The 8,773-nt window shown below is 71.9% G+C and carries 6 protein-coding genes and 1 pseudogene; 1 reads left to right on the forward strand and 6 read right to left on the reverse strand.

Annotated features, from left to right (window positions below; all coding sequences use genetic code 11):
* Positions 1 to 471 precede the first annotated feature (471 nt).
* The 5 genes from E1291_RS19435 to eccD all read right to left on the reverse strand — a co-directional run bounded on the left by E1291_RS19435 (position 472) and on the right by eccD (position 4,449).
* On the reverse strand, positions 472 to 810 hold the full coding sequence (locus E1291_RS19435) for a DUF2563 family protein (RefSeq protein WP_131739251.1): 339 nt from the start codon (positions 808 to 810) through the stop codon (positions 472 to 474).
* A gap of 34 nt (positions 811 to 844) precedes the next feature.
* Entirely contained in the window at positions 845 to 1,138 is a 294-nt protein-coding gene (locus E1291_RS19440; protein WP_131739252.1) for a WXG100 family type VII secretion target, read from the reverse strand.
* Positions 1,139 to 1,155: 17 nt separating this feature from the next.
* Positions 1,156 to 1,470 (reverse strand): WXG100 family type VII secretion target, encoded by a 315-nt coding sequence (locus E1291_RS19445; RefSeq protein ID WP_131739253.1) that lies wholly within the window; start codon positions 1,468 to 1,470, stop codon positions 1,156 to 1,158.
* Positions 1,471 to 1,699: 229 nt separating this feature from the next.
* Positions 1,700 to 3,061, reverse strand: a complete 1,362-nt coding sequence (gene eccB, locus E1291_RS19450; RefSeq protein WP_131739254.1) for a type VII secretion protein EccB — start codon at positions 3,059 to 3,061, stop codon at positions 1,700 to 1,702.
* Positions 3,061 to 4,449: a type VII secretion integral membrane protein EccD gene (eccD, locus tag E1291_RS19455; protein WP_131739255.1), complete on the reverse strand. Its 1,389-nt coding sequence runs from the start codon at positions 4,447 to 4,449 to the stop codon at positions 3,061 to 3,063. Before eccD ends, eccB begins: the two co-directional genes overlap by 1 nt.
* A 129-nt stretch (positions 4,450 to 4,578) precedes the next feature.
* Here eccD and eccCa point away from each other — a divergent pair, with 129 nt between their 5' ends.
* Positions 4,579 to 8,565: a type VII secretion protein EccCa gene (gene eccCa / locus E1291_RS19460; RefSeq protein WP_131739256.1), complete on the forward strand. Its 3,987-nt coding sequence runs from the start codon at positions 4,579 to 4,581 to the stop codon at positions 8,563 to 8,565.
* Between the two features lie 10 nt (positions 8,566 to 8,575).
* Here the strand turns inward: eccCa and E1291_RS42080 are convergent.
* A pseudogene (locus E1291_RS42080) lies at positions 8,576 to 8,773 on the reverse strand (hypothetical protein); the annotation flags it as partial.

An 8,773-nucleotide genomic window follows, 5' to 3' on the forward strand; every position in this document is an offset into this window, starting at 1 on the left:
GCCGTCGTCGGCTCGTTTGGTGGCCTCGGCCTGGATCGGGTCCTTGGGTGGCAGGACGCCCAGGGGAGTGGTCCTGGCGGGCATGCCGAACTGGGCGGTCTTCAGGGCCGCGAAGCCGCTGTTCATGGCGGTCTGGAAGTGCTGGCTCGTCGTGGCCAGTGTTCCGGCGGCCTGGGTGAGGCGGCGGAGGTCCTCCAGGCCGAGTTCCTGGGCGGAGCCCTTCCAGACCGAGCTGAGCCGGTTTGCATGGACGGGGAGGCTCTGCTCGACGGCCTGTAGCGCGCGGGACGCCATGGCGTAGGCACGGCTAATACCCAGCAGGACCGCCGGGTCCGCGTTCTTGAGGTACGCGGCGATCGTGTCGTAGTCATACTGGGCGGGGTTGCCTTGCCCGAGCGTGCCGGGCCTGATCTCTCTCTTAAACCCTCGATTACCCATGACTCCGCGTCCCCTGGTTGCCGATACTGCGTCCTACTGGTTCTGCCATGGAGTCGTGCCGGATAGCTTCGGCGTCTGGCCCACGGCGAGCTTGGACTGCTCTTCGCTCTTGTCGTAGTTGCGGGCCGTGCGCTCGAGGCGCTGGATGACGGCCTCGTAGGCCTCGCAGTAGGCGCGCACGCTCGCGATCATGTTCTGGTGCGCGGTGCCGACCTTGGGGCCTAGTTGTTGGGCGACGTCCCAGGCACCGACTTTGCCGGCTTGGACTTGAAGGGCCGTCATGGAGTACTTGAGCGCTTCTAGGTCCTTGCGCATGGCTTCCGCGACCCGTTGCAGCTCGCGACGGCGCACCTCGACGTAGGTCGGTGGCATCCCGTCATTCCTCCCCGTTGGATGGATCTGGCCGTCAGGTCCACATGGCGGTGTTGGTGCGCTCGGCGCCGAGGTGGATGTCGTGGGAGTCGCCGATGGCCTTGCTCATGCCGGAGACGGCGGTGGCCATGCGCTGGGACGCCTGCTTCCACTCGCGGGACTTCTGCTCGTAGGCGGTGCGGGCGTCGCCGTCCCATTCGGCGAGGTGGGTGCGGACCTGGGCGTCGAGGGCGTCCAGGACGGCCTGGTAGCGCTTGAGGGCGTTCAGGAAGTTCGCCTGGGCGCTCTGCATGCCGCCGAAGTTGACGTAGGTGAAGTCGGTGCTCATGGTGCGGATTCCTCCGGTCAGCCGTTGACGAGGCCCTTGAGGCCGTTGACGCGCCCGGTCTTCTCCTGCTCCGCACGCTCGTACTTGACCTTGGTGTCCACGAGCTTGTCGTGGATGACGCCGAGGTCCTTGAGGACCTTGGCGAACTCGGTCTCGAAAAGGTTGTAGACCTGGGTGAACGCGGCCGAGGACTCGCCCTTCCAGGCGCTCTGCAGTTCGGCGTGGTGGCCGTTCAGCTGGCCCTTGACCTGGGCGATCTGGCCATGCGCGTCCTGCACCTTGGCGGCCGCCTGCTGCATGTGTTGCCGATTGACCGATGACTGATTCGCCATCGTGAGCCTCCCGCACGTCGGTTACCAGGGCATCACGACGTGGCACTCGCGCAGACCGGCATTACACCCCGTAGCTCCGATACTGCGACACACCCCGTGACAGCGAGCAAGAAAAAGCGTAGAGAAGGGCGCAACTCCTGTCCATGCAAAAGGACGCAGATCTCCGTCACCCTGTGGGCGCACCTCGCTGATCAGGAGGAACCGGGGACGGGAGTGGCAAAGTTTTCGTTCATCTGGCCGGAACCGGACGAAGGGCGGCGTCGGACGCCAGTGCCGGGCCCTCGGTGAACAGCTGGAGCAGGTTGGCGGGCACGGGGACGGCCCGTTCCGGGGAGTATCCGAGTTTGGCGATGTCGTCGCTGGTCGGGACGGGGTAGCGCATGCCCTGGTCTGTGAGAAGGCAGTACGTCTGCAAGGGCTGGCCTGGGCCGGAGAGGGTTCCGGCGAAGGTGCCGCCGCCCGGGACGACGACCTGGTCCAGTCCTGAGGTGGTCGGGGTGCGGGACGCCGTGGGCAGGGTGCCGCCGATGGTGAAGCGCGCGTCCGTGGAGAGCTTGGCCGTGTCCCGGTAGACGGCGCAGAGGGGACGGCCCGGGTCGTAGCCGACGATGCTCGGGGGGACTTCGGGCAGGTCACGGCTGTAAAGGTTGGTCTTGGACGGCTTGGCGGCGGCCGCGCCCGGGGTGAGGGGACGGGGTTGGCCGGGGGCGTCGGGGGCGCCGGTGGCGGCGTCGAGGAGGAGGCGGGCCTGGGTCGTCGAGATGCCGGCGAGGCCGTCGGCGAGTTGGACGTACCAGCGTTCGGACGTGCCGGCCACTTCGGCGACGCGGAAGAGCTGGCCCACGGGGGTGGGGCCGTCGGGGCCCGCGGCGCGCGTTCCCCAGCCGGGGATCGGGGGGGCCGCGTAGTCCGGGCCTTGGGGCAGGCCGTTCAGCCAGCGTTCGTCCACTGGGACGGGCTGGTCCGCGGTGAGTCCGCGTACGGCCTTGGGGAGTATGCGCATCCGGCTGTTGTGCCAGATCAGCCAGGTCTGCTGGCCGTTGCGGACGATGGCGGCCCGGCTGTCGGCCAGGAGGGCGCCGCCCACGTCGCGTCCGCCCACCAGGGAGACGCTGGAGCCGCCGACGACGCAGAGGGACCAGGGGGAACGTGCGGGTTTGGACGGGTCCGGCAGGGATTCGGGGGCGCCTTGGATGCCGGTGAGCGGGCCCCGGCCGTACTTCGCCAGGGATTTCCCCGAGACGAGCTTGCGCTTGATCTGGGGGGTGGGCATGGCGAGGCGGGCCGAGGCGTAGTTGAGGAACGGGATGAGCCTGCGGTCTCGGGTGCTGTAGGCGTAGGTGGCTCCCGTTTCCTTCTCGATGATGAGGACGCCTGAACTTTCCAGGTTGCGGGCCCCGCCCTTGAAGATGAACCCGGCGATGCCGAAGCCCGCGGCGACCAGGACGACGACCATGACGCCGCAGAGCGTCCCCACGCCGGTGCGCCGGAGGGGGGATTCCGCGGCGCCGGGACGGCCTTGCAGGAGGGCCAGGGCGACGCGCTGTGTCATCAGGCGGTGCGCCTGGTAGAGGTCTTTGCGCGTCTGCATCAGCCGGCCATCCCGCGTAGCTGGGCGTAGAGGGACAGCAGGCCCATGGCCAGCGGGAACAGGCTCGTGATGAGGACGAGGTCGATGATGTCCCCGGCCCGGCCCCAGAACGGGGAGGGTTTGTGACCGGGGAGCCGGAGGGCCATCACGATCATGGCGGTGACGGTCAGGACCGAGGGCAGGGTCACCACCAGCAGGGTCGTGGCCGGGGATGTCGTGGACGCCCAGTAGAGACCTTGGACGGCCAGCCCTGCGAGACCGGAGCCGAGCATCCACAGGCGTTGGGCGCGGCCGTGAAAGACGCGGGCTCGCAAGAGGAGCACTAGGGAGATGCAGAGGCCCATCGTCACCGGAAGCCAGCCTCGTGTGAGAAGGAGGAACTGGGTGCCGAGACCCACCAGCCCGACGACGGCCACGAGACCGGTGGCGAATCGGTCGGCTTCCTTGGTGCGGCGCATGAGGGTGGGTCCGTCGAAGGTTTGGGCGCTGCGCAGTTCTTCGGCGTTCTCCGGTACGGGAGGGAGGGGCAGACGGGCCAGGCGGAATGCCAGGGAGGGGATGAGGGCGGTCAAGGCGAGGCACAGGGACGCGGCGAAGGCGGCGGCGCCCCGTGCCGACAACCCGAAGCCTTCGACCAGGGCGGCGGAGACCACGCCTAGGAGGGCGGTACAGGCCACTCCAAGGAAGATGGGCAGCCCGTCGAGGATGGCGAAGGCGGCCACTACTGCGGCGAGGGTCACGGCTCCGAAGGCGGCCAGAAGGTGGGGGGCTCCCAGGTGTAGCAGCCCTACGGGACGTGCCGGAGCCAGGAGGCCGCCGAGGAAGGCGTACGGAAGCGCGCTGTAGCCCAGGACGGCGCCGGCACCTGCGTCGCCCAAGGCGCGGGACAGGATGACGCCCGAGAGGAGGAGGACCGCCGCCAGCCCACCGGAGGCGATTGCCAGGAGGCCCCAGGGCGGGCCGGACAGGGCGATCGCCAGGGCGCCGCAGGCGAGCACCGCGGCGCCCGCCAGGAGGCCGAAGCGGCGGGTCGTGAGCGGGCGCCAGCGGTCGGAGTGCTCGTTGACGCCGGTCGCGACGGCGTCGGCCACGTCGTCGAAGGTGATCTCGGGGAGCTGGCCGAGCGCGGGGCGGAAGTAGAGGACCTCGCCGTCCCGGACGCCGAGACCGGAGAGGGACCGGGACTCCTCCAGCGGCGCCTGGTCCAGCCGCTGCAGGACCCAGCCGGAGTGCGTCAGCCCGGCGTCGGCGAGATTGGGGCCCGCCACCTGCAGCAACGTCGGGAGCATATGGGAAAGCGGAATGTCGGCGGGAAGGGAAAGGTCCAGCCTGCGGTGCGGCGCGACGATGACCACGCGGCACAGGTCGGTTCCATTCGTCGTGTTCACGCGTCCCCCGCCGATCGAATTCTCCCGGACGAGCATGATGACTACCAGTCAGCGCGGGTTCTTGCCACTTCTACCAATAGGATGGCCCGTCGTTGGCGGCCGGGCATGCCGGGGTGAGGGGATCCGACGGTGGGCATCGTTCTCGTACGGCGTCCGGAACGCAGGCCGCCGCCGCGGCTGCCCGAGGGCGAGATCATGCTGGAGCCGCCCCCGGAGATTCCGGAGACGATTAACCAGGGTTTCGCGAATGCCCTGATGTACGTGCCGATGGCGGCCAGCGGCGGCGCCATGGGCTTGATGTTCGTCGGCGGTTCGGGCGGCGGAAACCCCATCATGTGGGTGGCCGGCGGGCTTTTCGTGCTGTCGATGGCCGGGATGGGCTTCGGGCAGATGGGCCAGGGCGCCGGTGAGCGGAAACAGCGGCTGAACGGCGCGCGCCGCGACTACTACCGGTACCTCGACCAGGTGCGGGCGCGGGTGCGGGCGGCGGCCGGGCGGCAGCGGGAGGCCCTGGAGTGGAGCGGGCCGGATCCGCGGACGCTGTGGTCGGTGGCGATGAGCCGCCGGCTGTGGGAGCGGCGGCCGGCGGACGAGGATTTCGGGCAGGTGCGGATCGGCAGGGGCCGCCAGCGCCTGGCGCTGGAGCTCGTCGCGCCGGAGACCAAGCCGGTCGAGGATCTGGAACCGATGTGCGCGGGCGCCCTGCGGAGGTTCCTGCGGGCCCACGCGACGGTTCCCGACCTCCCCGTCGCGGTGTCGCTGCCCGCGTTCGCGCGGATCGTCGCGTCCGGGGAGCCGGAGGCGGTGCGCGCGATGGCGCGGGCCATGGTGGCGCAGCTCGTCACGTTCCACACGCCCGATGACGTGCGGCTCACGGTCTGCGCGTCGCCGGAGCGGATGGTGCACTGGCAGTGGGCGAAGTGGCTGCCGCACTGCCTGCATCCCACCGAGCACGACGCGGCCGGGCCGGTGCGGCTGATGGGCCACTCGCTGGCCGACCTCGAACCTCTCCTGGAGGACGATCTCAAGGACCGTCCCCGCTTCACCTCCGGCGTCCGCGTGCAGGACCTCCCGCTCCACGTGGTGATCGTGGACGGCGGGACGGTCACCGCCGACTCCCAGCTGGGCGCGGACGGCATCAAGGGCGTCTGCGTGATCGACCTGGACGGTTCGCTCCCGGCGGCGTCCGACGCGGCGACGCTGCGCCTGAACGTGACCGGCGACGGCATGGAGATGCTGGAGCGCGACCATGCCGGCCGGGACGTCGCCGCCCCGCTGGGCAGGGCCGACCGGTTCACGCCCGTCCAGGCGGAGGGGCTGGCGCTGCGGCTCGCGCCGCTGCGGGCGGGCGCGGCGGACGAGCCGGAGCGCGACGCCCTGGCGGGCGACCTGACGCTCACGTCGCTGCTCGGACTGGACGGCCCGAACGGCATCGACCCGCGCACGGTGTGGCAGCCGCGGGCGCCGCGGAACCGGCTGCGGGTGCCGATCGGGGTCGACGCCGAGGGGCGTCCGGTCGAGCTGGACATCAAGGAGTCGGCGCAGGGCGGGATGGGCCCGCACGGGCTGCTCATCGGCGCGACTGGGTCGGGCAAGTCGGAGCTGCTGCGCACGCTGGTGCTGGGGCTGGCGGTCACGCATTCGTCGGAGACGCTGAACTTCGTGCTCGTGGACTTCAAGGGCGGCGCGACGTTCCTCGGTCTGGAGCGGCTCCGGCACGTGTCGGCGGTGATCACGAACCTGGAGGAGGAGCTGCCGCTCGTCGACCGCATGTACGACGCGCTGCACGGCGAGATGATCCGGCGGCAGGAGCTGCTGCGGGCGGTGGGGAACTACGCCTCGCTGCGCGACTACGAGCGGGCCCGCGAGCAGGGCGCGGCGCTCGCGCCGCTTCCGACGCTGTTCGTGGTGCTGGACGAGTTCTCCGAGCTGCTGTCGGCCAAGCCGGAGTTCGCCGAGCTGTTCGTGATGATCGGGCGGCTGGGCCGTTCACTGGGCGTGCACCTGCTGCTGGCCTCGCAGCGCCTGGAGGAGGGCAAGCTGCGCGGGCTCGACTCCCACCTGTCCTACCGCATCGGGCTCCGCACCTTCTCGGCGATGGAGTCGCGCGTGGTGCTGGGCGTACCGGACGCGTACGAGCTGCCGTCCCAGCCGGGGAACGGCTACCTCAAGGTGGATGTCACCGCCATGACCCGGTTCAAGGCGGCGTACGTGTCCGGGCCCGCGGCGGAGGTGGCCGAGGCCCCGGCCCCGGCGGACGACCAGGGCGCGGTGCGGCGGATCGTCCCGTACGGCACCGCCTACATCACGCCGCCCGCTCCGGCGGGGTCTCCCGCCCCGGCCCGTCCCGTCCCGGATCAGGAGTCCGGGGAGACCCTCTTCAAGGCCGTCATCGAGCGGCTCGCCGGGCACGGCCCCGCCGCGCACCGGATCTGGCTGCCGCCGCTGGACGTCCCGCCGACGGTCGACGAGCTGCTCCCGCCGCTGTCGCCCGTCCCCGGCCTCGGCCTCACCACCGCGGGCTGGGACGGCCGGGGCCGGCTCGCCGCGGTGGTGGGGGTCGTCGACCGGCCGTTCGACCAGCGGCGCGACCCGTTCTGGGTCGATCTGTCGGCGGCGGCCGGGCACGTCGGCGTCGCGGGCGCGCCGCAGACCGGCAAGTCGACCATGCTGCGTTCGCTCATCGTCTCGCTCGCGCTGCTGCACACGCCCGCGGAGGCGCAGTTCTACTGCCTGGACTTCGGCGGCGGGACGCTGGGCGGCCTGTCCGGGCTGCCGCACGTCGGCGGCGTCGCGAGCCGGCTGGACGCCGACCGCGTGCGGCGCACCGTCGCCGAGGTCTCCACCGTGCTGGACCGGCGCGAACGCGAGTTCGCCGAGCACGGGGTCGACTCCGTCGCCGCGTACCGGCGGTTGCGGGCGGATGGGCGGCTGCCCGGTGACGGGTTCGGCGACGTCTTCCTCGTGGTGGACGGCTGGATGACGCTGCGCCAGGAGTACGAGCAGCTGGAGGAGGTCGTCACGGACCTCGCGGCGCGCGGGCTCGGGTTCGGCGTCCACGTGATCGCCACGGCGGGGAAGTGGTCGGAGTTCCGGACGGGGATCCGCGACGTCTTCGGTACCCGGCTGGAGCTGCGGCTCGGCGACCCCTACGAGTCCGAGATCGACCGGCGGCTCGCCGCGAACGTCCCGGAGGGGCGGCCGGGGCGCGGGCTCACCCGGGAGGGCCTGCACTTCCTGGCCGCGCTGCCGCGGCTGGACGGCCGGGGCGCCACCGACGACCTCGGGGACGGCGTCGCGGCGATGGTCGAGGCGGTCGGCGGGGCCTGGCGCGGCCCGCACGCCCCGCCGGTCCGGCTGCTGCCCGAGCGGCTGCCCGCCGCCGAGCTCGCCGCGCTGCCGGGCGTGGCGGACGCGCCGGCCGGCAGGTGGCGGATCCCGATCGGGATCGACGAGGACGCCCTGGCGCCGGTCCGGCTGGACTTCGCCGCCGACCCGCACTTCGTCGTCACCGGCGACGCCGAGTGCGGCAAGTCCGCCCTGCTGCGCCTGATCGCCGAGGGCGTCGTCGCCGGTCACTCGCCGGCCGACGCCAAGCTGATCTTCATCGACTACCGGCGGACGCTGCTGGACACCGCCGACACCGAGCACCGGGTGGGGTACGCCGCGTCTCCGGCGGCCGCCGCCGAGCTCGTGGCGGACCTGGTCGACGCCCTCAACGACCGGCTGCCGCCTGCCGATCTCACGCCGGAGCAGTTGCGGGCCCGCTCGTGGTGGAAGGGGTCGGACGTCTTCCTGGTCGTGGACGACTATGACCTGGTCGCCACGGCGAGCAACCCGCTGCTGCCGCTCCTGGACCTGCTGCCCCAGGCGCGGGACATCGGCGTCCATCTCGTCTTGGCCCGGACGATGGGCGGGATGGGGCGGGCCCTCTACGACCCCGTGATCCAGCAGCTGAAGGACATGGCCACGCCCGCCCTGATCATGTCGGGGAGCCGGGAGGAGGGGCCGCTGTTCGGCGAGGTCCGCCCGATGCCGCTGCCCGCGGGCCGCGGCACGCTCGTCGACCGGCGGGCCGGGGCGCGGCTCGTCCAGGCCGCGGTGCCCGGCGACTGACCGGCGCCTGTCAGCGCGGCGCGCCGATGGTCCCGCCGCCGGTGCCGGTGACGGTGGGCTCGTCCTCGTCCGGCCGCTCGGTCAGGACGGCCCTGCCGGGGCGCCAGTGCCGGCGGCGCCCGAGCGGGACGACGACGCCGCAGAGCGCCGCGAGGCCGGCGAGCCCGACGGCGCCGGCGGCGACGGTGACCGCCCGGTCCCGCGTCCT

The organism is Actinomadura roseirufa (assembly GCF_900659635.1).
In the GTDB taxonomy this organism is placed as follows: Bacteria; Actinomycetota; Actinomycetes; order Streptosporangiales; family Streptosporangiaceae; genus Spirillospora; species Spirillospora roseirufa.

Excerpts from the sequence above, each read along its gene's own strand:
- E1291_RS19445 (WP_131739253.1), bottom strand. The coding sequence starts at position 1,470 with ATGGCGAATCAGTCATCGGTCAATCGGCAACACATGCAGCAGGCGGCC.
- eccB (WP_131739254.1), bottom strand. The coding sequence starts at position 3,061 with ATGCAGACGCGCAAAGACCTCTACCAGGCGCACCGCCTGATGACACAG.
- E1291_RS19435 (WP_131739251.1), bottom strand. The coding sequence starts at position 810 with ATGCCACCGACCTACGTCGAGGTGCGCCGTCGCGAGCTGCAACGGGTC.
- E1291_RS19440 (WP_131739252.1), bottom strand. The coding sequence starts at position 1,138 with ATGAGCACCGACTTCACCTACGTCAACTTCGGCGGCATGCAGAGCGCC.